The 1,424-nt window shown below is 65.7% G+C and carries 1 protein-coding gene; it reads left to right on the top strand.

Features of this window, described 5'->3' with window-relative positions; translation table 11 throughout:
• Positions 1-57 precede the first annotated feature (57 nt).
• Positions 58-1,218: an IS701 family transposase gene (locus C6N31_RS42145; RefSeq protein WP_138351468.1), complete on the top strand. Its 1,161-nt coding sequence runs from the start codon at positions 58-60 to the stop codon at positions 1,216-1,218.
• Positions 1,219-1,424 lie beyond the last annotated feature (206 nt).

Here is a 1,424-nt window from a genome sequence, read left to right as displayed (position 1 = left end):
CTAGTACTGCAACGGCGTTTGGCGTGACTGGTGGCCAGGGCCGTCGTTGATTTGACTATGGGTGGGGAACTCAGTGACATCAGGACGTGGGCGGCCGGTCTGGGCGAGTTGCACGAGCGGTTTGTGCACCGATTTGCCCGGTCGGAGCCGCGGGAGTCGGCGCTGGCTTATATGCAGGGGCTGATCGCTCCGTTGGAGCGGAAGAACGGCTGGACGCTCGCGGAGGAGGCCGGGCACGCGGCCCCCGATCGCATGCACCGGCTGTTGAACCGGTGCGACTGGGACGCCGATGAAGTCCTCGACGACGTCCGCGACTACGTCGTGGAACATCTCGGCGACCCGGACGCGGTGCTGATCGTGGACGACACCGGGTTCCTGAAAAAGGGCGTCCGCTCGGCCGGAGTCCAGCGCCAATATTCCGGAACCGCCGGGCGAACAGAAAATTGTCAGGTGGGTGTCTTCCTCGCCTATGCCGGCGCCCGGGGCCGCACGCTGATCGACCGCCGCCTGTATCTGCCCACGTCATGGACCGATGACCGCGAACGCTGCCGGGCCGCGGGGATCGAGGACACGGTCGCCTTCGAGACGAAAGTGGTGACCGCCAAGGCCATGGTCCGCCGGGCGATCACCGACAACATCCCGTTCCGGTGGGTGACGGCGGATGCCGCCTACGGCTTCTCCAAAGGCTGGCGGACCGAGCTCGAGCAGGCCGATGTCTTCCACGTCATGGCCACCACCCGCCACGACACCGTCGTCACCCGCTGGGCTATGGACCACCCGGTCCACGACCTGTTTCCCTCACTGCCCCGACAGAAGTGGAAACGCCGTTCGTGCGGCAACGGCGCCCACGGGCCCCGGATCTACGACTGGGCGAGGGTCGAAGTCCGTCCTTGGCATCGTGAAGACCGCCGGCACTGGGTCATCGCCCGCCGCAGCGTGAGCCGACCACAGGAGATCTCCTACTACATCGCCTATTGCCCGGCCGAGACCACACTCGATGAGCTGATCCGCGTCGCCGGCAGCCGGTGGGCTGTTGAAGAGTGCTTCCAAACCGCGAAGCAGGAATGCGGCCTGGACGACTACCAGGTCCGCCGCTACCCCGGCTGGCACCGCCACATCACCCTCGCTATGGCCGCCCACGCCTGCCTGACCGTCCTGCGGGCCCGCGCCCTCGATACGGAGAAAGCAGAAACGGATCCTCCCAGCTCATCCCCCTGACCCTGCCCGAAATCCGGCGACTGACCACCCGCCTGACACGGCCCCGAGCCCACCTCACCGACCACGTCCTGCACTGGTCACACTGGCGCCGCCACCGACAATTCCAAGCCCGCATCAGCCACTACAAACAACGCGGCCACACACCACCAGAAACTGCCCACACATCAGAACAAAGACCGTTGCAGTACTAGTGCTGAATTCCTCAA

This window comes from Streptomyces fildesensis (assembly GCF_016107395.1).
Classification (GTDB): Bacteria; Actinomycetota; Actinomycetes; order Streptomycetales; family Streptomycetaceae; genus Actinacidiphila; species Actinacidiphila fildesensis.
Note: the sequence above shows the minus strand (reverse complement) of the source record. Positions and strands in the feature narration are given on the sequence as shown.

Coding starts and splice junctions, on each gene's coding strand:
- C6N31_RS42145 (WP_138351468.1), top strand. CDS start 58: ATGGGTGGGGAACTCAGTGACATCAGGACGTGGGCGGCCGGTCTGGGC.